The organism is Mycobacterium venezuelense (genome assembly GCF_054919535.1).
In genome coordinates this window covers 29,135-54,575 of the sequence record NZ_JBONDW010000026.1, presented here as the reverse complement: position 1 = coordinate 54,575, position 25,441 = coordinate 29,135, and the positions used below count along the sequence as shown (strand labels likewise).

Here is a 25,441-nt window from a genome sequence, read left to right as displayed (position 1 = left end):
GAAATGCGAAATATTCAGAAATCCGCTGGTGTGCTGGCCGGGCTCGCCGCGGCAACCGCGCTGGGCCTGTCAGCATGCTCGTCGAGTGAGACCGCCAGCTCGGCGCCACAGGTGGAGTCGAGCTCGAGTGCGGTCGCGCCGATGTCGAACGAGCCGGCCGCCCCGGTCGACCCGGCTGCCGACCTCGTCGGACCCGGGTGCGCAGGCTACGCCGAACAGGTGCCGTCGGGACCGGGTTCGGTGACCGGCATGGCCCAGGACCCGGTGACCGTCGCGGCGTCGAACAACCCGCTGCTCACGACCCTGACCTCGGCTGTTTCGGGCAAACTCAACCCCAACGTGAACCTGGTCGACACCCTCAACGGCGGTGAGTTCACGGTATTCGCGCCGACCGACGACGCATTCGCGAAGATCGATCCGGCGACGATCGAATCGCTCAAGACCGATTCCGCCACATTGTCGAAGATCCTGACCTATCACGTCGTACCCGGCCAGGCCAGCCCGGCGAAGGTGGTCGGCACCCATCCGACCGTGCAGGGTGCGACCGTGAACGTCACCGGCTCGGGTGATGCGCTCAAGGTCAACGACGCGGGTGTGGTGTGCGGTGGTGTGCGCACCGCCAACGCGACCGTGTACCTGATCGACACCGTGCTGATGCCGCCGGCATAGGCAGCCGCCACGATTTCTGCACCAGGGCTGTGGTTTCTCGAAATACACAGCCCTGGTGCAGAACTCGACGGTCACCTCTGATCGGCCGGTAAGCTCGCGGCCGTCAGGGCGTCACGATGTTGAACCAGAACGGCGGCGTGTCGAGCAGACCCATGAACTCGTTGAAGGAATCCCGGTTGCCGTCGATCGTGACCTTGTTGGCCGAGATGGCGTCGTCGATCGTGGTGTTACCGAGCTGAATATCGTCGAGCGTGGCCTTGTCGAGCCTGATCGTCGCGTTGGCGTTGGGCACCGGTGTGGGCGCGTAGTGCAGGACCGCGTTCTCGACCGTGAGGCCGAATTCCTTGTTGAGATCGGTGAAGTCGACGTTGAGCGTGATGTTCTTGCCCGCGGCGTTCGGCCCGTTGAGCCGTACCCCGAGATAATCGAACAACATCTCGGGCGGCATCGCCTTGATGGTGTCGGGGCTTGCGGTGTCCGTGCCGCCCGCTGTCGGGACGCCGTTGCGGAGTTCGTAAGCGCCCTGGAGATACACCGAGCGCCACGGCCCGGACTCGGCCTGATAGCCGAGCTGCTCGTAGCTGTCGGCCAACAGATTCTTGCCGTGCACGCTGTCCGGGTTGGCGAAGACGACCTGCTTGAGCACCATCGCCGTCCAGCGGTAGTTGCCGTTGTCGAAGTCGTTCTTGGCCTTCTCCAGAACGGCTTCCTCACCGCCCATGTATTCGACGTACTTCTTGGCCGCCTCGGCAGGCGGCAGATCGTCGAGATCGGACGGATTGCCGTCATACCAGCCCATGTAGCGCTGATAGACCGCACGAGAGTTGTGTTTGAGCGTGCCGTAATAGCCGCGATCGGGCCAGAAGTTGTTGAGCTCGGGCGGCAGCTGGATCTCCTCGGCGATCTCCGAGCCGACAAGCCCCTGGTTCATCAGCCGGACCGACTGGTCGTGCATGTACTTGTACATGTCACGCTGACGCTTCCAGTAGTCGATGATCTTGGCGTTGCCCCACATCGGCCAGTGGTGGCTCTGGAACTTCACCTCGGTGTTCGGCCCGTACAGGCGAATGGTCTCGTCGAGGAAACTCGACCATTTCAGCGCGTCACGTACCTGCGCCCCGCGGAGTGTCAGCAGGTTGTGCATGGTGTTGGTGGTGTTCTCCGCCATCCACATGGCCTTGAACTGCGGGAAGAACGTGTTCATCTCGGTCGGCGCCTCGGTGCCCGGCGTCATCTGGAATTCCATGTCGACGCCGTCGACGGTGACCTTTGTGCCTGTGGTGCTGATGATGTCGGTCGGAATGATCAACGTCGGTTGTCCCGTCGAAACCGTCATTCCCAGGCCACCGTTCACCCCGCCCTGCGCATTGCGCGGCAGCAGTGCCCCGTACATGTACACCGCCCGACGGCCCATCGCATTGCCTGCGATCACGTTCTCGCTCACCGCGTCCTCGACGAACGCCTGCGGCGCAAAGACCTTGACCCTGCCGGAGTCGACGTCCTGCTGTGACACGATGCCGCGCACACCGCCGTAATGGTCGACGTGCGAATGACTGTGAACCACCGCTAGAACGGGCCGGTTGCCGAGATGCTGGTTGGCCAGATCGAGTGCGGCCTTGGCTGTTTCGGGCGAGATCGCCGTGTCGATCACGATCCAGCCGGTGTCGCCCTGGACGAAAGTGACGTTGGACAGGTCGTAGCCGCGCACCTGGTAGATCCGGTCGGCCACCTTGAACAGGCCGTACTGCATGCAGAGCTGCGCGTTGCGCCACAGACTCGGGTTGACGGTCTCGGGGGCGGGCTTGTCGTCGGCGATGTACTTCTTGTATTCCTCCAGATCCCAGACCACGTCACCATTGGCGTTCTTGATCGTCAAGGTGTCTGGGCGGGCAATCAGATCGCGCTTCGCATCGTCGAAATCAGCTTTGTCGTTGAACGGCAGGGTGTCGAGCACCTTCTGGTTCGCTGCTTTCGTCGCCTCAGTTGCAGCCTTGGGCTTGTTGTCGGTCGTCAACGCGCCGCCGCCATCGGCACCTCCGTCATCGGCGCCGTTGCTGTCACACGCAGCCAGCGCACTCGATACCACCGCGGTGCCCACACCGAGAACGGCCAAGCTGCTCAGTGCTTTTCGTCTGGGTAGCAGCCCGTGTTCCCGGCCCGCGTCGATGACCTGATTTCGATTCGTATCTGAGACAGGTTCCATACAAGCGGAGTATGCCAATTTGAATGCAGAATTTTGACGACAATGGCATATTGCCGGTCCAATTGTTATCTCATCGCGCGCAGAAAGCCGCCTCCGCCGTCAGCCAATCGGTTCGTTCACGCGATACAACCGCCAATCCGGCTGGCCATCACCGTCATTGGGTATCTCCAACTCCAGGGTCGCGACCTCGGCGCCGGTGTCGTAAAGCGTCGGATAGCGGAGATTGAGCGCATCGGACGTGCCGCGACCGATCGGCGGAACGGACAGCAGGTATTTGATCCCGTTGCCACTTGGGTCGTTGAGCAACTCGGTGAAATCCGGGTCGGACGGGATGATGAACATTCGCGGCCGGCTCGATGCCGCGAGAATGCCGAAACCGTAAACGGTATCGGTGATCACCGAGCTGTCCGGCAGATTGAGCGTGTCGAGGTACTCGGCGATCTTTCGTTCCGTGCCGAACGTCCGTGCGATTCGATGCTCGGTGGCTTTGCGTTCGGTGACATTGTCCGGATCGGGTGAGAGCACGGCACCCAAGCCGTATTCCTGTGGCGCGTAGTCTGGTTGCGCCATCCCGACCACCGTCACCGGAATACCGATCGCGACAGTCGCGGCGACTGTCACGTACCGAGCCGCGGCATGGCGCCGGGGCGATTCGGCAGCCACAAGCGGCGCGTACTTGCCCCGGCGTGTAGGCGTCACGAACACGCCGTCCGGCACCGCGAGCATCGCCAGGCACGCCGTCATCGGTATCGCAATGATGAAGAACCGCAGGAATGGAAACGTCGACCCGGCCGCGTAGCTGTAGGCCTGGAACGCCAGCACCGCGCCGAACATCGCCAACGGCACGATCAGCACTTGCCAGTTCGGTTTGCCCCACCGCTGCATGGTGACCCACAGCGCGAGCGGGATCAGCGTCGGCGCGAGCAGCATTATGCAGATGAGCGCGAACTCGAGCCCTTCGGCGAAATTCGGCGCGGTCTGGCCGGATTGCTCCAGTATCGCGGTGTTGCCGTATTGCGACGTGAACTGCGCGAACGCCTCACCGGTGATCAGCCATCCGGCAGCAGCCCACCCGAGGAACGCCAGGAAGCCCGGACCGCTCACGATCAACAGATCCAGGAATGCGCGACGCAAGCGGGGCGGCGGTTTGGCCCGCAGGTAAGTGGTGATGCCGACCAGCAATCCGGCGGCGCCGATGCAGGCGGCCGCGTCATAGCGAGTCAGATACGCCAGCCCCATCGCGATACCGCCGGCCGCGACGAGGTGATGTACATCGTCGTCGACCATCCACATGATGAGCCGGCGCACCGCCCAGGCCATGAAGAAGATGAACGGCGCCTCGCTCATCCCATTGGAGCCATAGAAGATGATCATCGGGTTGAGCGCGAACAGCAGGGTGATGGTCACCGAATATGCCCGCGGCAGGCCCCGATCGACGCCCATGCTCAAGATCTGCACCGCGGCACCCGCCATGAACGCCGCCGACATGATCGTGCCCGAGTAGGCATAGGTGGCGATGTGGGGCCACACCGAGCTGAACGCGATCGCCGGTATCTGCACCATGGCCGCGACCGGAGTGAAGATGAAGCCCAACGCCGCAAGGTGCGGATCGCGGCTGAACAACACCGACTGCGTGGCTGCGACGCGCGACAGCGTATCGCCCATGATGAACGCGTGCTGAACCTGCAACCAATACCCCACCACGAGGTAGACGACCAGGAAGGCGAAGAAGATCGTCGCCTTCAGCCCGAAATCCGGCCGTGCGCGCGCCGCAGCCATCACGTCGACGCCATCTGCTCGTGCGCGGCCGTGTCCTCGGGTCGTTCGGCAAGGCCGTGAAACGTCTTCTCCCAGAACGACGGTTGGCGGATCATCTGGTAGCAGCCCTTGGCCGCAGCGATGCTCATCATGAGCCAGAACAGCGGAACGCTGAGCGCGGCGAACAACAAATCGGACCGGTCGTCTTCGCGCAGCGCAATCATGTTCATGTACATGACGGTGAAGTTGCCGATGATCATCGCGATGAGCGCCGGGAAATAGATGAGGGCCGGGAACACCTCACCGACGACGGCCGGCTGGCCGAGGAACCACAGCACCGTGATGAACCAGAACAGGAGGTTCAGCACCGCGATGACCGGTGTGCCCGCCAGTACCAGGGTGAAGCGGATGAAGCTGCGTAAGCCGAGCGTGCGGTACAACTTCACGGGCTGCCGGATGTGCACCAACCAGGTCTGCAGATAGCCCTTGTACCAACGGGATCGCTGACGGATCCAGTTGATCACATCGCTGTTGGCCTCTTCGAGCGTGTAGGAGTCGATGACGGCGGTGTGATAACCGTGTGCGGCGATCCGCAAGCCGAGGTCGGCATCTTCGGTGACGTTGAACGGATCCCACGCGCCGATCTGCTGCAGCATGTCACGACGCAGGTGATTGGACGTGCCGCCCAGGGGAATCGGCGACGTGCTCACCATCATGCCCGGCAGCAGATAGCCGAACCACAGTGCGTACTCGGCGGTGAACCAGGCGGTCAGCAGATTCTGATGGCCGTTGTGGTATACCAGCTTTGCCTGCACACACGCCACGTCGTCGGGAAGCTGACGAAAGGCCGCCACCACGCGGCGCAACTGCAGCGGCTCGGGCAGATCTTCGGCGTCGAAGATCGTAACGATGTCGCCGGTCGCGAAATGCAGGCCGTAGTTGCACGCCTTGGGTTTGGTCCGCGGGTCCGCGGGCGGCACCAGCAGAATGGTGATGACGTCGGATTCACCGCAGGCCCGCGCGGCGTCGATGGTCACCTGATCGTCGGCCTCGAGTAAAAGCAGCACCTGAAGTCGATCCCGCGGGTACTCAAGCGAATCCATCGCGCCGATGAGGTCGGCCACCACCTCGGGTTCGTTGTACGCCGGGACCAGAATCGTGTACGGCGGCAACTCCTCGTCGGGAATCGCGCGCGCCGCCTCATCGCCGATGACGATGGGCCGCGACGCCAGGCCACGCTTGAAGATCAACACCCGGTCGCCCAGCGTCAACAGGTATGCCAGCGTGCACAGTCCGATGAGAACGACGGCGGTCTGCATCGGCCGCCATATGCCGAACGCGATCACGAGCGCCAGCAGCCCCAGCAACACCGGTTTCTGCCAACCCATCAACGGCTTCGACGCCGAATGCAGCGGATCGTCTTCGCGCAGGCCGTTGATCGCCCGGTGCAGCGCGTAGTCACGTTGTTCCGCGGTCACGGTGTCGGCATCGAATGTCTCGCGGATCGTCACTGTCCGGTCCTCGTCTGCTCGAACTGCTCAGCCACCAGCGCGCGGCCGAATTCGGTGAGGAGCTCGGCATCCTTGTAGACCGGCTGGCGCTGGATTAACACCGAGTTACCCCGGAACAGCACGGTCAGCAGGTTGCGCAGGGTCGAGATCAGGCCGCGTTGCGGATTCGGGAACGGCGCGTCGGGCAGATGGTTGTCGACCGCGAAGACGTCGACGACCTGATCCTGTTGCTGGTCGCCCCAAGCGAATCGCAGTACATCCCACGTCACAAGCAGCCGGTCATCGATCGCGGAGAAGATCTGGCCGGTCACGCCATGACCGAGATCGACGTGCCGCGGCGCGCTGAGCCGGGTACCCGTGGTGTCGTAGAGAACCTGACCGGGGTAAGCGTCGAACGAGAACGGCAATTCGCTGACGATGCTGTCCACCATGAGCGTTCGCGGCGCGGCCAATTTGTCGAATCGCGGGTCGCCGACATCGGCGGTCATCCGCTGCCGAACGAGTACGGCCTCGTCGCCGTAATATCGCGCCACCCCGGTGTAGACCTGCTCGCCGGTGACCGACCAGCCCGGCGGCTCGGCCAGCCGCCGGCCCGGATCCAGCTCGTACGGGGCGGCGCGACTGATCGTCGTGGCGCTCAGCTGCTTCGGCAGCGGCATGACGGCCAGTGCGGCCGCGACCGCGACAACCAGTGGAACGGCGGACCAGATGTGTTTGGCGGCAAGAGGTTCGATCTTGCGGTCCCACAGGTGTTTCGGTTGCCCGCGGCGCGTGTACAGGAAGGCTGCGAAACCCACAACGAGGATCGACAAGAGCGATGGGATCATCTGGTAGGCGATCACCGGCGCATCCGGCCTCACCTTGTCGAGGACGAACAGCACGACGAAGCCGATGACGAAGGACAAGAGCGCGCCGATCGCCGCGCGTTTGCGGGTGCGGCCCACCGCGATCGCCGCGGCTGCCGCCGCGATCAACAGCGTCCCGATCCCCGCCGCGAAGTTTCCGCCGCCCAACGTGATCACGACGACCTGGTAGGGCAATGCCGAAACCAGTGACAGCAGCACCCATACCCAACCGAAGCGGGCCACCGGACGCAGACCGAACAGCACGAAGCTGCAGCTGAGCACAAAAAGCCACATCGCCAAGAGATCCAGCCGCATCAGGTGGAAGAACTCCGAGTACCGCTTGAGCAGCACACCCTGGACCATCAGTGCCAGGCCGAGCCCGATGACGCCGACGATGACGTCGGTCTGGCGGTCATGGATAGGAAGTTCGGTGCGCCGCCGGTAGTTCACTCCCAACGCCGCCAGCAACGCGGCGATCGGAACCATCCAGACGTATCCAATGAGTCCGCCCGCCAACGTGGTCTCGATGAGATTCCGCAGGCTGTTCCGGAACGCCACGAGTGTCAGCACTGCGATGAGTGCCCAACGCAGTAAGAGGCGCACCGTGGGGTTGAGCCCGTACCACCACTCCCCCAGCCGATCCCATGCGCCGGGGGCGGTCTGGACCGTCGATGCCACGGCTAGCCTCGAGACCGCCGGCCACGCAAGGCGATCAGCGCCCCGACCAGCACCGTCAGTGCCACGACACCGGCGCTGATACCGAGGAACAACGCCTTGCGATCACCCGTGGCGGTCGCCTGCGGTTCGATCGCCGCCTGCGTGGTCAGTTCAACCGGGTCGCGACCGGGTATCGCCACCAGCGCATTGCCGGTCAAACCTGCCCACCGCCCGATGTCGGAATCCAGCCACCCCAGTAACCGGTCGAGCTCCTGAGGGGCATCGGTCGAGGTCGCGACCAGCACGGTACGACCACCGCTGTAGACGGTCTGCAGTGAGCCGAAGCCGATCCTCGGGTCCAGTGTCAAGGTGCTCGAATTCCCACTGCCGTCGACATTTTCGACGCTGATGACTCCATCGGCGCTCTCGGCCACCGGCAGCGTGACCCGCTCGTCGCTCCACTCGTCGGCGCTCACGATCACCGCGGGATTCGGCGACCCGATCGCATCCTCACGCGATACGACCGCGGTGTCGAACGGCCGTGCACTCAACCGCTGCAGGCCGGTGAGGATCAGCACCGCTCGTCGCAGGTTGTCGAGTCCGTCGTCGATACCCACCTCGACGCGCGGCATCAACGCCTGCGGCAGCGACTGGAAGCCGAGTGGAACCGGCGGCTTGGCCAGTTTGCTCTGCACGGGCGTCTCACCGTCGATCGTGAGCGTGATCGGTTGGAATTCACCGCAGCGTCCGGTGTTTCCCGCCGCGTTGACCTCCACATCCAGATTCGTGTAGCGCTCGAGCAGCCGGTCAGGAATGTCGATCCAACGGTCGATCGTTCCACTCGCCTCGGTAGCCCATCGAGCGATGGTCTGCCCGCCGATACTGACAACGACCTGGCCGGCGACGCTCGCGGGCAGGGGCGTGTACGACCCCTGCAGGTGTACGCGCACGCCGTGGACCGAGCGCCCCAGCCTGGTCTGGTCGAGGGGAATCGTCACGCGCGGATTGACCAGCGAGGTGGCATTGACACCGGGCTGGCCGAGCTGGCGGATCGTCGTGAGGTCACCGGGAAGCTGGGGTGTCTTCGAAAGCGGCCCCACAACGGCTTTCGACCGCACGGCCAATTTCGAGATGTCACTGGACAGCAGGCGTGCCTGGTTGGTCAGCTCACCGGCCGAACCCGAGATCATCAGGGCTGGAACGGCATTGGGACCCTGCAGGCTCAGGCCGGGCGCATCGCCCTCGCGTATGACGATCTGGCGTTCCAGCGGCTGTGGCGGCGGCAGAGCACCTCCGTCGGTGGCGACAACGTCGACATCTGGGCGTTGCAGTCCGTACTGCGCCACCGTTGCGGTCGCCAGGCGTACGGCGGCGTCCGCCTCGGGCTTCGACGGTTTCGACGGGACGAACAATGTGAGCTTGCGCAGCACCGGCGGCACGAAATCGGCGATCGCCGTCGGCGGGCGTTCCAGGCCGGTGTAGCGCACATTGGTGTCGACGAGCCGCAGCGGATTGGTCGGGTCGTACACGCAGTACCCGTCGGGCAGGGTCAGATAATCGGTCAGCAAAACCGTGACGGCGTTGTCGACGATCCTGGCGCCTGCGAGCGGAACCGTGATCGGCGCCTGATCGGGCGGCAGCGGCACGCGCGAGATCGTGCGGTCCTGCTGCGTGACCTCCAGCGTTCCGCCGCGGGCGTTGACCGGCATCTGCACGGTAGCGGTCAGTTCGGCGGGCACCAGCCCAGGTGGCACCGGGATTGTCAGGGTCTGCGCGCCCTGCACTCCGTAGAGGGCGATCGTCGGGTCAGCGCCGAGTGTGCGCAGGTTCAGTGTCGGCGAACTGGCCAGCGAAGGATCATCTGGCTCGGCATGCGCGACACCGGGCAACGCAGTTCCAGCAACGACAATCGCGGCGGCAAACAGCGGCATCATCCGTGCAGTCACTCGAAAAAGCCTAGGCCGGGCATTGCTCACGCGCCTGTATTCACGGAAATCGTTATGCGAACCTTACTGCTTCGACCAACCGACCCATTCTGAAACACGTTGCAATTCCGTGCCGAGACAACCCGTAGCCGTTGGCAATTCGTTCGCTTAGCAGCAACCATCCATTTTCCCGGACGGCAAACCCACTGCGCACCACCGCGGCACGCGGTACGTTCTTTTGCGCAGGAGGTGGAACGCGATGACGTCTACAGCCGAGAACGTCGAAACCGCCGATGCAGGGCATGAAGTGGCACGGGGACCCGCCGTTGCGTTCCCGCAGTGGGCATGGCGTGTCAAGCCGTCGTCGGTGACGCTCAAGCTGGTGATGGCCTGCACCGGAATCGTGTTTGCACTGTTTGTTTTCGTTCACATGATAGGAAACCTCAAGGTCTACACGGGCGCCGAGCATTTCGATGATTATGCGCATTGGCTGCGCACCCTGCTCGAGCCGTTGCTGCCGTATGAGGGCGCACTGTGGATCTTCCGCGTTGTGCTCGTCGCCTGCCTCATGGCCCACGTCGGATGCGCGGTGCTGCTGACCCGACGAGCCCACGCGGCGCGCGGCCGCTTCCGGCGGACGGGGCTGGGCGTGCGGTCTTTCACCGCGCGCACGATGTTGGTCAGCGGGCTGGTTCTGTTGCTGTTCATCGTCTTCCACATCCTTGACCTGACGGTCGGCGCCCGGCCCGTCGCGAGTGATTCCTTCGCCGGAACCACCGAGAGCGCCAGCCACGCGTACGACAACCTGGTCGCCAGCTTCAGTCGGCCCGGCGTCGCAGCGTTCTACCTCGTGGCCATGGTGCTGCTCGGCACACATCTCCTGCACGGATTGTGGACCGTCGTCAACGACCTGGGGGTGACCGGCCAGCGGGCCCGCCAGGTCGGCGTGGCTGTCGGTGGAACGCTCGCGCTGGTGGTGATGGTCGGCAACATGACCATTCCGATCGCGGTGTGGACCGGGCTGGTGTCATGACAGCCGACCTTCTCGCAGGACTGCGCAGGGTGGGCACACCCATCACGGGCAGCGTCCCCGGCGGCGATCCCGCGGACGCCTGGCAGCGCCGCACTCTCGACTACCGACTGGTCAGCCCGCTGAACCGGCGCAAGTTCACCGTCATCGTCGTCGGGACCGGTCTGGCGGGCGCCGGCTGCGCCGCCGCGCTGGGAGAACTCGGATACCACGTCGAGTGCTTCACGTTCCACGATGCGCCGCGCCGAGCACACAGCGTCGCCGCGCAAGGCGGCATCAATGCCGCGCGGGCGCGCAAGGTCGACAACGACAGTGTCGCGCGGTTCGTCAAGGACACCGTGAAGGGCGGCGACTTTCGCGCCAGGGAGGCCGACTGTTTTCGGCTGGCACGGGAATCCGCGCGCGTGATCGACCACATGAACGCCATCGGCGCCCCGTTCGCTCGCGAGTACGGCGGCAGCCTGGCCACCCGCTCGTTCGGCGGCGTACAGGTCTCCCGCACTTACTACACCCGAGGGCAAACCGGCCAGCAACTGCAGATCGCATCCAGCCAGGCCCTGCTGCGCCAGGTGCGTGCCGGCGCCGTCAACCTGCACACCCGCAGTGAGATGCTCGACGTCATCGTGGCCGACGGCCGAGCTTGCGGCATCGTCACCCGCAATCTGGTCACCGGTGTGATCACCGCGACGACCGGACATGCGGTGGTACTCGCGACGGGCGGTTACGGCAACGTCTTCTTCCGTTCGACGCTGGCGCGCAATTCGAACGCCACGGCGACGTGGCGGGCACACCTGCGCGGCGCCTTGTTCGCCTCGCCGGCATTCATCCAGTTCCATCCGACAGCGCTGCCGGTGAATTCCGACTGGCAATCCAAAACCATTCTGATGAGCGAATCGTTACGCAACGACGGCAGAATCTGGGTTCCCAAGCGCAGTGGCGATGATCGCGATCCCAATGACATCCCCGAGAATGATCGCGACTACTACCTCGAGCGCATGTATCCGTCGTACGGAAATCTCTCTCCGCGCGATGTCTCCTCGCGGGCCGCGAAATCGCAAATCGATTCCGGTCGCGGCGTGGGACCGCTGAAAAACAGCGTCTACCTTGACTTCCGGGACGCCTTGTCCCGGCTGGGAAAGGACAAGGTAGCCGAGCGCTACGGCAACCTGTTCTCGATGTACCACGACGCCACCGGGGAAGACCCCTACCGAACCCCGATGCGGATCGCGCCAGGTGCGCATTTCTCGATGGGCGGCCTGTGGAGCGATTTCGACCAGATGACCTCCGTACCGGGGCTTTTCGTCGCAGGCGAGGCCGGCTGGGGCTACCACGGCGCCAATCGGCTCGGCGCGAACTCCCTACTGTCGGCATGTGTCGACGGGTGGTTCACCCTGCCTTACGCAGTACCGAACTATCTGGCCGGCCTGCTCGGGACCGATCCACCAGCAGAAGATGATCCAGCGGTGGCCGGCACCCTGACCGACGTCACCGGACGCATCGATACCTTGCTCTCCGTCGGTGGCAGCCAAGGGCCGGACCGGTTTCACCGCAAGCTCGGCGACCTGCTCTACGCGGGGTGTGGCGTCTCCCGGTCAGCGCAAGGCCTGACCGACACGATCACCGCGATCGACGAGTTGACCGCCGAATTCTGGTCGGACTTGCGCGTTGCGGGCACGGGCGCGCAGTTCAACCAGGAGCTCGAAAAGGCCGGCCGAATAGCCGATTTCCTCGGCCTTGCGCGGCTGATGTGTATCGACGCACTCGACCGCGACGAGTCCTGCGGTGCCCACTTCCGGGTCGAGCACCAGACGCCCGATGGTGAGGCTCGGCGAGACGACGACAACTGGTGTTTCGTCTCGGCGTGGGAACACCGCTCCGACGGCCCGCCGATCCGCCACAGCGAGGCGCTGACGTTCTCTGCCGTACCGCTGCAGACGAGGAACTACGTATGAGGCTCACGTTGCAGATCTGGCGCCAAACCGACAACCGCGATTCGGGCCGCTATGAGGACTACGTCGTCGATGACGCCACACCGGAGATGTCGCTGCTCGAGTTGCTCGACCGGCTCAACGACATGCTGGTCTCCGAAGGACGGGATCCGGTGGCGTTCGACTCCGATTGCCGCGAAGGTATTTGTGGCTCGTGCGGGATCACCGTCGACGGCCGCCCACACGGTCCCGCGCCGAACACTCCGTCGTGCCGGCAACACGTACGCTCCTTCGACGACGGTGCACGCGTGCGCATCGAACCGTTCCGGTCGGCGGCGTACCCGGTGGTGCGGGATCTTGTGGTGGATCGGTCCGCACTCGACCGGATGATCTCGGCCGGCGGGCACATCACCGTCGATGCCGGCACGGCGGCCGATGCCGACGCCGAACCGCTCCCCCACGACGACGCGGAGTACGCACTGGATTTCGCGGCATGCATCGGATGCGGCGCCTGTGTGGCGGCGTGCCCGAACGGCGCCGGGCACTTGTTCGCCGGCGCCAAGCTGCTGCACCTGGCCACCGTTCCCCGCGGCAGGCAGGAACGGTCACGACGCGCGCGAAGTCTGGTCGATCAGATGGAGCGGGACTTCGGGCCGTGTTCCAGCTACGGCGAATGCTCAGAGGTGTGTCCCGAGAGCATTCCGCTGACTGCGGTCGCCGCGGTCAATCGCGAGGTGGTGCGGGCCCGACTGCGCGGGCCGAAGAACTGACCCCTACGAAGGGATGGCACATGGCGGCAGCCACACCCGCCGAGACCACGGAGCGCCGTACCCCGCCGTGGGTGCCCTATCTCTGGAAAGCCGGTATCCCGATCCTGGTCGCGGCGGTGGTCTATTTCCTTCCGGTGCCCGGCGGCGTAGAGCCGACAGGCATGCGAATGCTCGGCATCTTCCTCGGAACCATCCTCGCGCTGATCCTGCAACCCTTGCCGACGGGCGCCGTGGCGCTGATCGGCATGACCGCCGCCATGCTCACCAAGACCGAAACCGCGGCGCGCGCGCTGTCCGGCTTCGCCAACACCACGGTGTGGCTGATCGTGGCGGCGTTCTTCATCGCCGAGGGTTTCTTGCTCACCGGATTGGGCCGGCGGATCGCGTTGGTGTTCGTGACGCGGCTCGGCCGTTCGACATTGGGGCTGTCGTACGGAATGGCTCTCACCGACCTGATCCTCGCGCCGGCGACACCGTCGAACACCGCGCGCTGCGGCGGTGTCGTATTCCCGATCGTGGCCTCCCTCAGCCACCTCGAAGACTCGTATCCAGAGCCAGAGGAATCGCGAAAGCGGTTGGGTGCCTACCTGACTCTCACCGCATTACAGGTCAACGTAGTCACCTCGGCGATGTTCATCACCGCCATGGCAGGCAATCCCGTCGCTCAGGAGGCCGCAGGCAAGCTCGGCGTGGAGGTTTCTTGGGCGAAGTGGGCGGTCGCCGCGGTCGTACCCGGTCTCGTGAGTCTCGTCGCGGTGCCGTGGGTGATGTCGAAGGTCTACCCGCCCACGGTCACCAAAACGCCTGAAGCTCCACAGCATGCCCGCGACCAATTGCGCGAAGCCGGCCCGATGTCGCGCAAGGAGTGGGTCATGGCGGGCACGTTCGTCCTGCTGCTGGTGCTGTGGTGTCTCAGTGACGTGCTGGGCGTTGACGCCACGACCGCGGCGTTCACAGGAATCGCAATCCTGTTGATCACCGGGGTGTTGTCGTGGAAGAACCTCGCCGAGAACACATCCGCATGGAGCACGCTGGTGTTCTTCGGCGTGCTGGTCGGCATGGCCAACGAACTGAACGAGCTCGGGGTGATCGACTGGATCGGCGATTCTGTTGCCGGATCGGTGAATTCACTGCCGTGGGTCATGGCGTTCGCGATCCTGACCCTGGTCTACTTCTATTCGCATTACCTGTTCGCCTCCAACACCGCCCATATCGTGGCGATGTACGCGGTGTTCGTCGGCGCGGCGATTGCCACCGGCGCGCCCGCGTTATTCTCGGCCCTGGTGTTCGGGTTCATCGGCAACCTGTTCGGCGGCCTGGCGCACTACTCGTCAGGCCCCGCCGGCGTCATCTACGGCTCCGGCTACATCAAGACCGCGGAGTTCTTCCGGATCGGCTTCATCATGAGCGTCGTGATCATCCTGATCTGGACGATCATCGGCGGCGCCTGGATGAAACTCATCGGAATCTGGTGAATCACGGAAACTGTGCGGCTACCAGAGCACGCCCGAATAGGGTGAGCAATTCTGCGTCCTTGAACACCGGTGTGCGCTCGTCGAGCACGGCGTTGCCCCGGAACAGCAAGGTGATCAGCGTGCGGAGATTCGACACCACGCTGCCGGACGGGCTGGGAAACGGCGCGTCCGGTTCGTGGTTGTCGACGGCGAAGATGGTCACACGTTGCGCGAGATCGCTATCTCCCCAGGCGAATTGGAGTGAGTTCCAGGTCACCAGCAGATCGTCGTCCACGACTGACAACATCAAGCCGTGTACACCCATGCCGAGGTCGACCGGACGCTGTGCGCTCAGCCGCGCACCGGTGAGCCCGTAGAGCACACGCGCGGGATAGACACCGAACGTGAACGGGCGCTGACTGACGATGCTGTCGACGACAACCGTTCTAGGCCGAGACAACTTGTCCCAGCTCGGATTTCCATCATCGGCTCGCATGTACTGCCGCACCAGCACGGCGTCATCGCCGTAGAAACGATGGACCTGCCGAAAGTCCTCGCGCTCAGTGGTCGACCATCCGGCCGGTGTGACCAACGGCTGGTCCAGCGACAGCGCAACGGGACTGGGCCTGCTGATCGGGGCGGTGGTCGTCTGCGTGGGCAGGGCGCACAGCGACAGTGCCACCGCCGCTGCGACCACCAGCGGCACGCCCGCCCAAACCTGTTTGGCCGCAAGCGGTTCGACTTTGCGGTCCAGTATCCGCTTCGGCACGCCCCGACGGGACGTCAGATACATCGTGATGCCGACGACGCAGATCGCGGCCAGTGCCGGCACCTGCTGGTAAACCAGCAACGGGGTATCGGGGAAGAACACCCCGATCGCGATGAGCACAGTGAACCCGACCACCCACGACCCCAACGAACCCAGCACGCCGCGCCGGAACGTCCGGCCGACGGCGGTACCGGTACCGATCGCGGCGATGAGGAGGGTCGCCGCCCCGGCGGCGAACTTTCCACCGCCCAGCAGAACCACTGTGAGGTAGTAGGGCAGCGAGAACGCGAGCGAGAACAGGGCCCACACCCAAGCGAAGCGAATCACCGGCCGAAGACCGAAAAGAATGATGGAGCAGCAGACTACGAACAACCATGCGGCGACCAGGTCGAGGCGCAGCAGATGAAAGTACAACGCGTACCGATCCAGCAGCGCAGCCTGGATCATCAATGCCAGGCCCAGACCCATGGTGCCGACGATGATGTCGGTCTGGCGATCGTGGATCGGGAGTTCGGCGCGGTTGCGCCTGGCCACGCCGATCGCGACCAGCGCGGCGACCAACGGCACGGTCCACACGTATCCGCCGATGCCGCCCTCGCGCGTCGTCGTCACCAGGCTGGCGAAGCTGTCCCGGAAGGCGAACGCCGTCGAGCCTGCGATGAGTGCCCACCGGATCACCAGGCGATAGGTGGGGTGCAGCTCGTAGTACCACGCCAGGAACGCCGCGGATCGTGACCGGGCCGGCGTGGACGTCGCAGTCATCTCAAGTCAGGCGCGAGTACTCGGTGTTGACACCACAGTTAATATTCGGCTCGGATGCGACGACCCACAATCCGCGCGAATTCCACGCCATATCCCCACCCTCATGTGCGCGATGTTATGGGAACGCAGGCGAGGAGCAAATCAGGAATCGTTGCCGATGCGAGATTCGGCGCAGGCCCGTCGGATTCAGCAAAGGCACGTTACCGGCGATTCGCAGCTTGCGGTCGGGTTGTTCCCGTCAGCCGCCGCGATGGCGAAAATCGGCTATCGGCGCAATAAATTCGCGATGAGAACGCGAGTGTCGGGCACGAACGGCCAGTCCGGATCGGCAAGCCGGCCGGCGAGTTCATCGTCGGTCCACCACCAACCGTCGGCGATCTCGGACTCCTGATGACGGATCGGCCCGTCGTAGGTCACCTGGTACGCGAACAGATGACAGCGCATCGGACTTCCCGCCCACTCCCCGTCCCAGGCAGCCGAGGCGAGCGGGACGGGATTCAGCCCGGTGATGCCCAGTTCCTCGGCGAGTTCGCGGGTCGCGGCCTGCAGCGGGGTCTCCCCGGGGTCGACGACGCCGCCCGCCAGACAGTCATGCATGCCCGCGAACACCGTCTTGGTGTCCGAACGCCGATGCACATGGAGCCGCCGGCCATCGGACGAGCGGACCAGCACCCCGGCGCTCGCATGCCACAACCCGTCGGCATAGACCCGCGAACGCGGCGCCGCACCAACCACATTGCCGCCTGCGTCATACACCGCGACCGTCTCGTCCATCACCACATCATCGCCCGCCCCGGAAAAGCACAAACCCCCGACACCGCCGTACGGCGGGTGGGGGTTTGCACATGTGGGCGCGAAGGTTACTTCGCGCGCTCGAGCACCTCGACCAGGCGCCACCGCTTGGTGGCGGACAGCGGACGGGTCTCCATGAGCGAGACGCGATCGCCGATGCCGGCATCGCCGTTCTCGTCGTGCGCCTTCACCTTCTTGGTGGTGCGGATGATCTTGCCGTACAGCGGATGGCTCTTACGATCCTCCAGCTCGACGACGATCGTCTTCTGCATCTTGTCGCTGACGACGTAGCCGATGGCGGTCTTGCGGCGACCGCGCGGCTTCTCCGTCCGCGGAGTGTGCTTGGGGCCTGCCTCTTTAGCAGTCTTCTCTGCCATTTTTACGCTTCCTCACCAACGGGCCCGGATGCCAGACCCAACTCACGTTCACGCAGCACGGTGTAAACCCGTGCAATCTCCTGGCGCACAGTGCGCAGCCGACGATTGTTGGAAAGCTGGCCGGTCGCCATCTGGAAGCGCAGGTTGAACAGCTCTTCCTTGGACTCGCGCAGCTTGTCCTTCAACTCGTCGTCGGTCAGTTCGCGCAGTTCGCCAGGCGTAGTTCCCACTGCCATCAGAACTGCTCCTCTCGGGTCACGATGCGTGCCTTGATCGGCAACTTGTGGATCGCGCGGGTCAGTGCGTCCCTGGCGATCTTCTCGTCGGGGTAGCTCAGCTCGAACAGGATGCGTCCGGGCTTCACGTTCGCGACCCACCACTCCGGCGAACCCTTACCGGAACCCATACGGGTCTCGGCGGGCTTCTTGGTCAGCGGGCGGTCCGGGAAGATGTTGATCCACACCTTGCCGCCACGCTTGATGTGCCGGTTGATGGCGATACGAGCGGACTCGATCTGCCGGTTGGTGATGTAGGCATGGCCAAGGGCCTGGATGCCGTAGTCACCGAAGCTCACCTGCGTGCCGCCGCTGGCGATGCCACGCTGCTGGGGGTGATGCTGTTTGCGGTGCTTGACCTTGCGGGGAATCAGCATGACTAGCTCTCCGAATTTTCTGTGGTGGTCTCGGCAGCAGTTCCGGCTGCTGCTTCGGTCCCACCCGTCGCTTCTGCGATGGCAGGTGCTGCCGGCGCCTCTTCGGTGGCGGCACGCCCGGCCTCGGTGCTCGTCGCGGTGGTACCCGACGAACCGCTGCGGCGCGGACGGGTGCCCGACGGACGCTCACGACGCGGACGATCGGCTGCCGGCGCGACAGCGGCGAGCTCGCGCTTGCCACCGACGATGTCGCCCTTGTAGATCCACACCTTCACGCCGATCCGGCCGAAGGTGGTCTTCGCCTCGTAGAGGCCGTAGTCGATGTCCGCACGCAGCGTGTGCAGCGGAACCCGACCCTCGCGGTAGAACTCCGAGCGGCTCATCTCAGCACCGCCGAGGCGGCCCGAGCACTGCACCCGGATGCCCTTCACGTTGGGCTGGCGCATGGCCGACTGGATCGCCTTGCGCATGGCGCGACGGAACGCGACACGGTTGGACAGCTGCTCGGCAACACCCTGGGCGACCAGCTGAGCCTGCGACTCAGGGTTCTTCACCTCGAGGATGTTGAGCTGCACCTGCTTGCCGGTCAGCTTCTCCAGGTCGGCGCGGATCCGGTCGGCCTCCGTGCCACGGCGGCCGATGACGATGCCGGGACGCGCGGTGTGGATGTCAACGCGAACCCGGTCACGGGTCCGCTCGATCTCCACATCGGCGATGCCGGCCCGCTCCAGGCCGGTGGCCAGGAGGCGACGGATGGCGACGTCTTCCTTGACGTAGTCCTTGTACTGCTTGTCGGCGTACCACCGGGACTTCCAGTCGGTGGTGATACCGAGCCGGAAGCCGTGGGGATTGATCTTCTGGCCCACTACTCCGAGCCTCCCTTCGTCTCGGGCGTGGTGGTCTTCTTCGCGGCTGCCTTGCTGCCCTGAGCACGACGGCTGCGAGCCGACTGGGCTGACGCACCCTTCTGTTTGGGCGGCCGGCTCTCCACGATCACGGTGATGTGGCTCGTGCGCTTGCGGATCCGGAACGCACGCCCCTGGGCGCGCGGACGGATGCGCTTGGCGGTCGGGCCCTCATCGGCGTAGACGGTGGCAACCACCAGGGTGGACGGATCCAGGCCCTCGTTGTTCTGCGCGTTGGCGGCAGCGCTCGCGATCACCTTGGCGACCGGCTCGCTGGCGGCCTGCGGCGCCCACCGCAGGATGTCGAGGGCTTCCTCGACGCTCTTGCCGCGGACCAGGTCGATGACGCGGCGGGCCTTGCTGGCCGAGATGCGCACGAAGCGCGCCTTCGCCGTCGCTGACGGATATTCAATCGTGGTTGTCATCGCCGCTTGCTCTTCCGGTCGTCCTTGATGTGACCCTTGAACGTGCGCGTCGGGGCGAACTCGCCCAGCTTGTGCCCGACCATCGCCTCGGTGACGAACACCGGGACATGCTTGCGGCCGTCATGCACCGCAAAGGTGTGCCCGATGAAGTCCGGGATGATGGTGGACCGACGCGACCAGGTCTTGATGACCTGCTTGGTGTTCTTCTCGTTCTGTACGTCGACCTTCTTGAGCAGATGGTCGTCGACGAACGGACCCTTCTTCAGGCTGCGTGGCATCGCTATCTACTCCTAGCGCTTCTTGCCGGTGCGCCGGCGACGGACGATGAGCTTGTCGCTCGGCTTCTTGGGCTTGCGGGTGCGGCCCTCGGGCTTGCCCCACGGGCTCACCGGATGACGACCACCGGAGGTCTTACCCTCACCACCGCCGTGCGGGTGGTCGACCGGGTTCATCACGACACCACGCACGGTGGGGCGCTTGCCCTTCCACCGCATGCGGCCGGCCTTGCCCCAGTTGATGTTGGCCTGCTCGGCGTTGCCGACCTCGCCGACGGTGGCGCGGCAGCGCACGTCGACGCGGCGGATCTCACCCGACGGCATACGCAGCGAGGCGTAGGTGCCTTCCTTACCCAGCAACTGGATGCTCACACCGGCCGAACGGGCCAGCTTGGCACCGCCGCCGGGACGCAACTCCACGGCGTGGATCACGGTGCCCGCGGGGATGTTGCGCAGCGGCAGGTTGTTGCCGGGCTTGATGTCGGCGTTGGCGCCCTGCTCGATCACGTCGCCCTGCTTGAGGCCCTGCGGCGCGATGATGTAGCGCTTCTCGCCGTCCAGGTAGTGCAGCAGCGCGATGTTGGCCGTGCGGTTGGGGTCGTACTCGATGTGCGCGACCTTGGCGTTGACGCCGTCCTTGTCGTGGCGACGGAAGTCGATGACGCGGTAGGCGCGCTTGTGGCCACCACCCTTGTGGCGAGTGGTGATGCGGCCGTGAGCGTTACGACCGCCCTTGCCGTGCAGCGGGCGAACCAGCGACTTCTCCGGAGTCGAACGAGTGATCTCGGCGAAATCGGAGACGCTGGCACCGCGACGACCCGGGGTCGTCGGCTTGTACTTGCGAATTGCCATGATTCTCTAGGTCTCTCTGCCGGCTAGGCCGGCGCTCCGAACAGGTCGATGGGCTTGCTGCCTGCGGCCAGCGTGACGATCGCGCGCTTGGTGCTCTTGCGCGTGCCGAAGCCGGAGCGGGTGCGCTTGCGCTTGCCCTGACGGTTGGCGGTGTTCACCGAATCGACCTTGACGCCGAAGATCTTCTCGATCGCGATCTTGATCTGCGTCTTGTTCGAGTCCGGGTGCACCACGAACGTGTACACGTTGTCTTCGATCAGCCCGTACGACTTCTCCGAGATGACCGGAGCCAGGATGATGTCGCGGGGGTCTGTAACCGTTGCCATCAGACCGACGCTCCTTCTTTCGTATTCGCGCTGATGTAGGCGTTCAGGGCCTCGACCGAGAACACCACGTCGTCGGCGTTGAGCACGTCGTACGTGTTCAGTTGATCCGGCGAGATCACGTGCACGCCGGGCAGGTTGCGCACGCTCTTGGCGCCCACCTCGTCGGTGCGACCGATGACCACGAGGACCTTCTTGTTGTCGGTCAAGCTGCCAAGGAACGTCTTCGCGCTCTTGGTCGACGGGGTCTGCCCCTCGATCAGCTCGGTGACCGCGTGGATCCGCTCGTTGCGGGCCCGGTCCGAGAGCGCACCGCGCAGTGCGGCGGCGATCATCTTCTTCGGGGTCCGCTGGCTGTAGTCGCGCGGCTGCGGCCCGTGCACGGTGCCACCACCGGTGAACTGCGGCGCGCGGGTCGAGCCCTGGCGGGCGCGGCCGGTGCCCTTCTGCCGGTACGGCTTCTTGCCGCCGCCGGAAACCTCACCGCGGGTCTTGGTCGCATGCGTGCCCTGCCGCTTGGCGGCCAGCTGCGCGGTGACGACCTGGTGCATCAGCGCGATGTTGGGTTCGACGTCGAACAGCTCGGCGGGCAGCTCGACAGAGCCGTCCTTCTTGCCGGCCGGCGTCTTCACGTCAATTTTGAGAGTCATTACTTCTCGCCTCGCTTGATTGCGCTGCGGACAACCACCAGACCACCGTTGCGTCCGGGGATGGCGCCCTTGATCAACAGCACGCCGTTCTCGGCATCGACCTTGTGCACCTTCAGGTTCTGCGTGGTCACCTTGTCGTTGCCCATACGGCCCGACATGCGGGTGCCCTTGAACACGCGGCCCGGAGTGGCACAGCCACCGATCGAGCCGGGACGGCGGTGCACGGCCTGGGCACCGTGCGCAGCACCCTGGCCACGGAAGCCGTGACGCTTCATGGTGCCGGCGAAGCCCTTGCCCTTGCTGGTGCCGGTCACGTCGACGTAGGCACCGTCGGCGAAGATCTCGGCGGTCAGCTCCTGGCCGATTTCGTAGTCGGCCGCTTCTGCTTCGTCGGCAAGCCGCAGCTCGGCGAGGTGCCTGCGGGGGTTGACGCCCGCGGCGGCGTACTGGCCGGCGACGGGCTTGTTGACCTTGCGCGGGCTGATCTCGCCATAGGCGAGCTGCACGGCGCTGTAGCCGTCGCGCTCGGTGGTACGGATACGGGTCACCACGTTGGGGCCGGCCTTGACGACCGTCACCGGGACGACTTTGTTGTTCTCGTCGAACACCTGCGTCATGCCCAGCTTGGTGCCCAAAATGCCTTTTCTAGCCATTTTTCTCGGGTCTCCTACTGGATGTTGACGTCGACACTGGCCGGCAGATCGATGCGCATGAGAGCGTCAACGGTCTTGGGCGTCGGGTCGAGGATGTCGATCAGCCGCTTGTGGGTGCGCATCTCGAAGTGCTCCCGCGAATCCTTGTACTTGTGCGGGGACCGGATAACGCAGTACACGTTCTTCTCGGTCGGCAGCGGCACAGGGCCCACCACACTGGCACCGGTACGGGTGACCGTTTCGACGATCTTGCGCGCCGAGGCGTCAATGGCCTCATGGTCGTAGGCCTTGAGCCTGATGCGGATCTTCTGTCCCGCCACGCTTCTCCTACCTCGCTCCTGCTTCGTACATCGGCCGGCCTTGCACGGATTCCCATGGGAAACCCATTCGGGCCTGGTGCCCGGCGCGGTTTGCGCCGAGAATTGCCGCCGCTGTTTACCTGTCTGTGGTCCACCGATCCCCGCGGTCGGGCGTGTCGCCCTCACGCACACTCGTCCGCGTCGGAAAATCCGTCACGATCGGTGTTGGAACCGGATGCGCCCGTTTGGGCGCCGGTCGTATGCCCAGCCAGGTGTGCACCCGGCGCAAGGCAACCCGAATAGTATGCCCTAGATCCTGGCGTGCTCCAAATCCCTGATCGAGCCTCGACGAACGGGCCGAACATGGGCACTGTGCACGCAAAACCGCTGTCCAGCGTACAGAGTCCCCACGCTCGGCGTTCGCGCTTATCTTACTGACGAGTAAGGTCGGGGCCGTGACGCAGCAGAGCAGCACTTACCGCGCCTGGCAGCGGTTGTCCGGCAAGCCACTGGGTACCCGCGTGTTCTCGGCAGCGGCCATGGCCCGCGTGCCCTATTTCGCCTCGATCGTGCCGCACGTGGTCCGCATGGAACCCGGGCTTGCCGAGGTGAAGGTGCCCAAGTGGTTCTTCATCTACAACCATCTGCACACCGTGCACGCGATCGCGTCGTGCAATGCCGCCGAGATGGCGATGGGGATGCTCATGGAGGCCACGGTGCCCACGACCCACCGCTGGATCCCCAAGGCGATGAGCGTCTCCTATCTCGCCAAGGCCACCACGTCGCTGCGGGCCACCGCCACCTTGACCGCGCCCGACTTCAGCTCGATCACCGAAGGCACCGACATCGTCGTACCCGTCAGCATCACCGACAGCCACGGAGTCGAAGTGGTGCATGCCGACATCACCACCTGGGTCACTCCTGCCTAGCCCAGATAGGTTCCGTGACCCTCGCGCACGAGGCCCCCGTCGAAGATCAGGACCTCGTTGACCAGTCCGCCACGCTGGTTGCGGTAGTGGATCACCAGAACCGATTCGCCGCGGTAGACGTCGAGCACCTCGAAGTGCAGATCGGGCATACCGGCGAGCGCAGTGGTCCAGTAATGCCGCAGCGCGTCCTTGCCCCGTACGACCCCGCCGCTGTCCGGGAGCACCCGGGCCGCCACCGGTGAGCTGAACAGCACGTCGTCGTGGAAGTGCGCGAGGACGGCATCGACATCGTGGGCATTCCACGCACGCACCCAGTCGTCGGCGAACGTCGACGGCTCCGGTGTCGGCATCAGCTCACCTCTCCTTCAGTCCGGCCCAGAACGGGCATTGGTGCTCGGCTTCGAATCCGTCCATCACCTGACTGCCGTCGGGGCGCAGCGACATCCGCGCGCCTGCGCCGTCGACGGCGGGCCACGCCGGTTGCCCGTCGACCGCCGGATTGGTGTTGCGCACGAAAGCAGCCCAGTAGTCGATCATCTGCTGCGAAAGAACCCGCTGGGCCGGGTCGAGCGGCGGTGCCCCACCGACGTCGAACAGATAGCGCAACTCAAGCGAGTGGCTTGCGCCGACGGGGAACGGCAAGTTGCGCATGGCTTCCGGGGCAGGGGCCCCGCGGTCGTTGAATTCGTATGCGTAGACGGTGCCCGAGCGGGTCAGCTCGTCGGCCATCCGGTCGGCCACGCACGAGAACTCGCCGTCGGTGACGGCCGCCGAATACGCCTCGGCCACACCGCCGTAGCGATCCGCCGGATAGTGCACGCCGACGGCGCCCGCCGCGGGCCCGAAAGTCTCGGCCAGCAGCCCCGGGTACTCCTCGGGCGTGAACCGCTGCCCCTCGCGCAGGTACCGCAATGCCACGAAGAGCGTGAACTCGTCGCGGTTGGTGCCGATGAGGATGGGTACCCGCGCGGCCCGCCCGTCTGCGAACGCGCCGAGCGGGGCCGACGGCAGCACTGCGGTTCCGGTGACCGGACCGGTCAGCTCGTCACTTCCGATATTGAAGTACCACACCGGTTTTCGCAGCCTGTCCACCGGCAGCGCACGCAAGCAGGCCGCCGCGGCCGCCGGATCGGGGCATCCGGCCTCGGCCGCGTAGTCGATGCTGCGGCGCGTCGCTGTGGCGAGATCCGCTTGAGCCTGGCACGGTGCGCTCATCAGGATCGCGGCTCGGAACAGGCCGGCCGAACCGGGCGCCACCAGGTGATCGCATACCGACATGCCGCCCGCGGATTCGCCTGCCAGAGTCACTTTCTCCGGGTCACCGCCGAATGCGGCGATGTTGTCGCGCACCCACCGCAGCGCCGCCTGCTGGTCGGCCAGACCGTAATTGCCGACATCCCCGTTCGGGCCGAGCGCGGGATGAGCCAGAAAGCCCAGGGTGCCGAGACGGTAGTTGACCGTGACGACGATGATGTCACCGCGCGCGGCCAGCCACCGCGCGTCGTATATCCCGCTGCTGCCGTTGACGAATGCGCCGCCGTGGATCCACACCATGACCGGGCGCCGCTCAGCGGATGCCGGCGGCGTCCACACGTTGAGCGTGAGGCAATCCTCGTCGGAGTTCTTTCCCTGTTCGGGATCGCCGCCCGGGTCCTGGATGCACCGCGGACCGATCCTGGTGGCGTCGCGCTCCCCGGGCCAGCCGGGGGCCGGGGCAGGCGCGACGAACCGGCGCGGTCCGACGGGTGGTGCGGCGTACGGGATTCCGGCGAACAGTCGGTGATCTGCGGCCACGGTTCCGCGCAAGATTCCCGCCGCGGTGTGAACGATCGCCGGGTCCTCGCTCACCGGGGGCGCCGACACGGTCTCGCCCCCGCCGGTGCCACAGCCGGCCAGGATCAGCGTCAGCGTTGCCAGCCACGCGATGATCCAACGCCCCGTGCGCATGAGGCATGAGCCTACTGGCAACAGATCAGGCATTCCCCTTTCGCAAGTGGCGGCCGTCACATAGGGTGAATTTTTGACACC

Annotated in this window: 25 protein-coding genes and 1 pseudogene; 6 read left to right on the top strand and 20 right to left on the bottom strand. The window is 65.1% G+C overall.

What is annotated here, in order from left to right:
- Nucleotides 1–141: 141 nt before the first annotated feature.
- The gene (locus ACRCUN_RS30505) at nucleotides 142–669 is read left to right on the top strand and encodes a fasciclin domain-containing protein (RefSeq protein ID WP_462145377.1); all 528 of its coding nucleotides are present in this window, start codon (nucleotides 142–144) and stop codon (nucleotides 667–669) included.
- Nucleotides 670–772: 103 nt separating this feature from the next.
- Here ACRCUN_RS30505 and ACRCUN_RS30500 read toward each other — a convergent pair whose 3' ends face one another.
- The 5 genes from ACRCUN_RS30500 to ACRCUN_RS30480 all read right to left on the bottom strand — a co-directional run bounded on the left by ACRCUN_RS30500 (nucleotide 773) and on the right by ACRCUN_RS30480 (nucleotide 9,589).
- On the bottom strand, nucleotides 773–2,872 hold the full coding sequence (locus ACRCUN_RS30500; protein WP_462145352.1) for an alkyl/aryl-sulfatase: 2,100 nt from the start codon (nucleotides 2,870–2,872) through the stop codon (nucleotides 773–775).
- A gap of 99 nt (nucleotides 2,873–2,971) precedes the next feature.
- Nucleotides 2,972–4,651: an ArnT family glycosyltransferase gene (locus ACRCUN_RS30495; protein WP_462145351.1), complete on the bottom strand. Its 1,680-nt coding sequence runs from the start codon at nucleotides 4,649–4,651 to the stop codon at nucleotides 2,972–2,974.
- Nucleotides 4,651–6,141, bottom strand: coding sequence for a glycosyltransferase (locus ACRCUN_RS30490; RefSeq protein WP_462145350.1), 1,491 nt, complete (start codon nucleotides 6,139–6,141; stop codon nucleotides 4,651–4,653). The genes ACRCUN_RS30495 and ACRCUN_RS30490 overlap by 1 nt, the downstream gene beginning before the upstream one ends.
- Complete coding sequence (locus ACRCUN_RS30485) at nucleotides 6,138–7,664, bottom strand: hypothetical protein (RefSeq protein WP_462145349.1); 1,527 nt, start codon at nucleotides 7,662–7,664, stop codon at nucleotides 6,138–6,140. Before ACRCUN_RS30485 ends, ACRCUN_RS30490 begins: the two co-directional genes overlap by 4 nt.
- A gap of 2 nt (nucleotides 7,665–7,666) precedes the next feature.
- A complete protein-coding gene (locus tag ACRCUN_RS30480) occupies nucleotides 7,667–9,589 on the bottom strand; it encodes a hypothetical protein (protein WP_462145348.1) in 1,923 nt (640 codons plus the stop codon).
- 238 nt (nucleotides 9,590–9,827) lie between these two features.
- Here ACRCUN_RS30480 and ACRCUN_RS30475 point away from each other — a divergent pair, with 238 nt between their 5' ends.
- The 4 genes from ACRCUN_RS30475 to ACRCUN_RS30460 are packed head-to-tail and all read left to right on the top strand — an operon-like array spanning nucleotide 9,828 to nucleotide 14,771.
- Nucleotides 9,828–10,601 (top strand): succinate dehydrogenase cytochrome b subunit, encoded by a 774-nt coding sequence (locus ACRCUN_RS30475; RefSeq protein ID WP_462145347.1) that lies wholly within the window; start codon nucleotides 9,828–9,830, stop codon nucleotides 10,599–10,601.
- Nucleotides 10,598–12,550, top strand: coding sequence for a fumarate reductase/succinate dehydrogenase flavoprotein subunit (locus ACRCUN_RS30470; RefSeq protein WP_462145346.1), 1,953 nt, complete (start codon nucleotides 10,598–10,600; stop codon nucleotides 12,548–12,550). Before ACRCUN_RS30475 ends, ACRCUN_RS30470 begins: the two co-directional genes overlap by 4 nt.
- Nucleotides 12,547–13,296, top strand: a complete 750-nt coding sequence (locus tag ACRCUN_RS30465) for a succinate dehydrogenase/fumarate reductase iron-sulfur subunit (RefSeq protein WP_462145345.1) — start codon at nucleotides 12,547–12,549, stop codon at nucleotides 13,294–13,296. Before ACRCUN_RS30470 ends, ACRCUN_RS30465 begins: the two co-directional genes overlap by 4 nt.
- Before the next feature lie 20 nt (nucleotides 13,297–13,316).
- A complete protein-coding gene (locus ACRCUN_RS30460) occupies nucleotides 13,317–14,771 on the top strand; it encodes an anion permease (protein ID WP_462145344.1) in 1,455 nt (484 codons plus the stop codon).
- A 1-nt stretch (nucleotide 14,772) separates the two neighbouring features.
- Here the strand turns inward: ACRCUN_RS30460 and ACRCUN_RS30455 are convergent, their stop codons facing one another.
- The 13 genes and pseudogenes from ACRCUN_RS30455 to rpsJ form a co-directional block, all read right to left on the bottom strand.
- The gene (locus ACRCUN_RS30455; RefSeq protein WP_462145343.1) at nucleotides 14,773–16,281 is read right to left on the bottom strand and encodes a phosphatidylglycerol lysyltransferase domain-containing protein; all 1,509 of its coding nucleotides are present in this window, start codon (nucleotides 16,279–16,281) and stop codon (nucleotides 14,773–14,775) included.
- Nucleotides 16,282–16,545: 264 nt separating this feature from the next.
- Complete coding sequence (locus ACRCUN_RS30450; protein ID WP_462145342.1) at nucleotides 16,546–17,055, bottom strand: NUDIX hydrolase; 510 nt, start codon at nucleotides 17,053–17,055, stop codon at nucleotides 16,546–16,548.
- An 86-nt stretch (nucleotides 17,056–17,141) separates the two neighbouring features.
- Entirely contained in the window at nucleotides 17,142–17,450 is a 309-nt protein-coding gene (rpsQ, locus tag ACRCUN_RS30445; RefSeq protein WP_462145341.1) for a 30S ribosomal protein S17, read from the bottom strand.
- 2 nt (nucleotides 17,451–17,452) lie between these two features.
- A complete protein-coding gene (gene rpmC, locus ACRCUN_RS30440; RefSeq protein WP_067842167.1) occupies nucleotides 17,453–17,686 on the bottom strand; it encodes a 50S ribosomal protein L29 in 234 nt (77 codons plus the stop codon).
- A complete protein-coding gene (gene rplP, locus ACRCUN_RS30435; protein WP_067842164.1) occupies nucleotides 17,686–18,102 on the bottom strand; it encodes a 50S ribosomal protein L16 in 417 nt (138 codons plus the stop codon). Before rplP ends, rpmC begins: the two co-directional genes overlap by 1 nt.
- Before the next feature lie 2 nt (nucleotides 18,103–18,104).
- Nucleotides 18,105–18,968 carry a 30S ribosomal protein S3 gene (gene rpsC / locus ACRCUN_RS30430; RefSeq protein ID WP_462145340.1) on the bottom strand — a complete coding sequence of 288 codons (864 nt, stop codon included), beginning with the start codon at nucleotides 18,966–18,968 and terminating at the stop codon, nucleotides 18,105–18,107.
- A gap of 14 nt (nucleotides 18,969–18,982) precedes the next feature.
- Nucleotides 18,983–19,432, bottom strand: a pseudogene (gene rplV / locus ACRCUN_RS30425) (50S ribosomal protein L22); the annotation flags it as partial.
- Nucleotides 19,429–19,710, bottom strand: coding sequence for a 30S ribosomal protein S19 (rpsS, locus tag ACRCUN_RS30420; RefSeq protein WP_003892827.1), 282 nt, complete (start codon nucleotides 19,708–19,710; stop codon nucleotides 19,429–19,431). The gene rpsS and the pseudogene rplV, both read right to left, overlap by 4 nt.
- Before the next feature lie 12 nt (nucleotides 19,711–19,722).
- The gene (gene rplB, locus ACRCUN_RS30415) at nucleotides 19,723–20,559 is read right to left on the bottom strand and encodes a 50S ribosomal protein L2 (RefSeq protein WP_067842155.1); all 837 of its coding nucleotides are present in this window, start codon (nucleotides 20,557–20,559) and stop codon (nucleotides 19,723–19,725) included.
- Between the two features lie 23 nt (nucleotides 20,560–20,582).
- Nucleotides 20,583–20,885 carry a 50S ribosomal protein L23 gene (gene rplW, locus ACRCUN_RS30410; RefSeq protein ID WP_462145339.1) on the bottom strand — a complete coding sequence of 101 codons (303 nt, stop codon included), beginning with the start codon at nucleotides 20,883–20,885 and terminating at the stop codon, nucleotides 20,583–20,585.
- Nucleotides 20,885–21,532, bottom strand: a complete 648-nt coding sequence (rplD, locus tag ACRCUN_RS30405; protein WP_462145338.1) for a 50S ribosomal protein L4 — start codon at nucleotides 21,530–21,532, stop codon at nucleotides 20,885–20,887. Before rplD ends, rplW begins: the two co-directional genes overlap by 1 nt.
- On the bottom strand, nucleotides 21,532–22,185 hold the full coding sequence (gene rplC / locus ACRCUN_RS30400; RefSeq protein ID WP_462145337.1) for a 50S ribosomal protein L3: 654 nt from the start codon (nucleotides 22,183–22,185) through the stop codon (nucleotides 21,532–21,534). The genes rplD and rplC overlap by 1 nt, the downstream gene beginning before the upstream one ends.
- A gap of 14 nt (nucleotides 22,186–22,199) precedes the next feature.
- Nucleotides 22,200–22,505, bottom strand: coding sequence for a 30S ribosomal protein S10 (gene rpsJ, locus ACRCUN_RS30395; RefSeq protein ID WP_003883485.1), 306 nt, complete (start codon nucleotides 22,503–22,505; stop codon nucleotides 22,200–22,202).
- A 434-nt stretch (nucleotides 22,506–22,939) separates the two neighbouring features.
- Here rpsJ and ACRCUN_RS30390 point away from each other — a divergent pair, with 434 nt between their 5' ends.
- Nucleotides 22,940–23,413: a hotdog fold domain-containing protein gene (locus tag ACRCUN_RS30390; RefSeq protein ID WP_462145336.1), complete on the top strand. Its 474-nt coding sequence runs from the start codon at nucleotides 22,940–22,942 to the stop codon at nucleotides 23,411–23,413.
- Here ACRCUN_RS30390 and ACRCUN_RS30385 read toward each other — a convergent pair.
- Together ACRCUN_RS30385 and ACRCUN_RS30380 are read right to left on the bottom strand one after the other, a co-directional pair.
- Entirely contained in the window at nucleotides 23,410–23,763 is a 354-nt protein-coding gene (locus ACRCUN_RS30385) for a nuclear transport factor 2 family protein (protein ID WP_462145335.1), read from the bottom strand. The two genes, ACRCUN_RS30390 and ACRCUN_RS30385, sit on opposite strands and share 4 nt — an antisense overlap.
- Nucleotides 23,764–23,767: 4 nt before the next feature.
- Nucleotides 23,768–25,360 (bottom strand): carboxylesterase/lipase family protein, encoded by a 1,593-nt coding sequence (locus ACRCUN_RS30380; protein ID WP_462145334.1) that lies wholly within the window; start codon nucleotides 25,358–25,360, stop codon nucleotides 23,768–23,770.
- Between the last annotated feature and the right edge of the window lie 81 nt (nucleotides 25,361–25,441).

What these genes read in the sequence shown, in the direction of transcription:
- ACRCUN_RS30505 (WP_462145377.1), top strand. Translation starts at nt 142, where the DNA reads ATGTCGAACGAGCCGGCCGCCCCGGTCGACCCGGCTGCCGACCTCGTC.
- ACRCUN_RS30500 (WP_462145352.1), bottom strand. Translation starts at nt 2,872, where the DNA reads ATGGAACCTGTCTCAGATACGAATCGAAATCAGGTCATCGACGCGGGC.
- ACRCUN_RS30495 (WP_462145351.1), bottom strand. Translation starts at nt 4,651, where the DNA reads ATGGCTGCGGCGCGCGCACGGCCGGATTTCGGGCTGAAGGCGACGATC.
- ACRCUN_RS30475 (WP_462145347.1), top strand. Translation starts at nt 9,828, where the DNA reads ATGACGTCTACAGCCGAGAACGTCGAAACCGCCGATGCAGGGCATGAA.
- ACRCUN_RS30470 (WP_462145346.1), top strand. Translation starts at nt 10,598, where the DNA reads ATGACAGCCGACCTTCTCGCAGGACTGCGCAGGGTGGGCACACCCATC.
- ACRCUN_RS30465 (WP_462145345.1), top strand. Translation starts at nt 12,547, where the DNA reads ATGAGGCTCACGTTGCAGATCTGGCGCCAAACCGACAACCGCGATTCG.
- ACRCUN_RS30460 (WP_462145344.1), top strand. Translation starts at nt 13,317, where the DNA reads ATGGCGGCAGCCACACCCGCCGAGACCACGGAGCGCCGTACCCCGCCG.
- ACRCUN_RS30455 (WP_462145343.1), bottom strand. Translation starts at nt 16,281, where the DNA reads ATGACTGCGACGTCCACGCCGGCCCGGTCACGATCCGCGGCGTTCCTG.
- ACRCUN_RS30450 (WP_462145342.1), bottom strand. Translation starts at nt 17,055, where the DNA reads ATGGACGAGACGGTCGCGGTGTATGACGCAGGCGGCAATGTGGTTGGT.
- rpsQ (WP_462145341.1), bottom strand. Translation starts at nt 17,450, where the DNA reads ATGGCAGAGAAGACTGCTAAAGAGGCAGGCCCCAAGCACACTCCGCGG.
- rpmC (WP_067842167.1), bottom strand. Translation starts at nt 17,686, where the DNA reads ATGGCAGTGGGAACTACGCCTGGCGAACTGCGCGAACTGACCGACGAC.
- rplP (WP_067842164.1), bottom strand. Translation starts at nt 18,102, where the DNA reads ATGCTGATTCCCCGCAAGGTCAAGCACCGCAAACAGCATCACCCCCAG.
- rpsS (WP_003892827.1), bottom strand. Translation starts at nt 19,710, where the DNA reads ATGCCACGCAGCCTGAAGAAGGGTCCGTTCGTCGACGACCATCTGCTC.
- rplB (WP_067842155.1), bottom strand. Translation starts at nt 20,559, where the DNA reads ATGGCAATTCGCAAGTACAAGCCGACGACCCCGGGTCGTCGCGGTGCC.
- rplW (WP_462145339.1), bottom strand. Translation starts at nt 20,885, where the DNA reads ATGGCAACGGTTACAGACCCCCGCGACATCATCCTGGCTCCGGTCATC.
- rplD (WP_462145338.1), bottom strand. Translation starts at nt 21,532, where the DNA reads ATGACTCTCAAAATTGACGTGAAGACGCCGGCCGGCAAGAAGGACGGC.
- rplC (WP_462145337.1), bottom strand. Translation starts at nt 22,185, where the DNA reads ATGGCTAGAAAAGGCATTTTGGGCACCAAGCTGGGCATGACGCAGGTG.
- ACRCUN_RS30385 (WP_462145335.1), bottom strand. Translation starts at nt 23,763, where the DNA reads ATGCCGACACCGGAGCCGTCGACGTTCGCCGACGACTGGGTGCGTGCG.
- ACRCUN_RS30380 (WP_462145334.1), bottom strand. Translation starts at nt 25,360, where the DNA reads ATGCGCACGGGGCGTTGGATCATCGCGTGGCTGGCAACGCTGACGCTG.